We start from the raw sequence: 274 nt of genomic DNA, 5'->3' as shown, positions 1-274 counted from the left end.
TGTGATTTTTCACCTCTAGAATATTCCCTAGCAAGACAATAAGCAGCGGTGGTGAGATCAGCCGAAAGCAAAAACTCTTTGCCTCTCTCTCCATAATTTTTTACACCAGAGCCAATGCCAATAATGCGATAGGGAAGATGATACTGGCCAAAAGTATCACCCACGTTATCACGATAAGGCTCCCAGCCCAGTCTTTTTAAAATCTCTGTGACATCTTTGGTTTGCATCATGACTCACTTTCCTTGTGCAAGAAGCTCTGTTAAACGGCCCGGAT

At 43.4% G+C, this 274-nt stretch carries 1 pseudogene; it reads right to left on the bottom strand.

Annotated features, from left to right (window positions below):
* Positions 1–230: pseudogene (locus ACFILY_RS09690) on the bottom strand (SMI1/KNR4 family protein); the annotation flags it as partial.
* Between the last annotated feature and the right edge of the window lie 44 nt (positions 231–274).

This window comes from Bartonella sp. CL25QHWL (genome assembly GCF_042195335.1).
Lineage (GTDB): Bacteria > Pseudomonadota > Alphaproteobacteria > Rhizobiales > Rhizobiaceae > Bartonella.
This window is presented reverse-complemented; position numbering and strand designations above follow the sequence as displayed.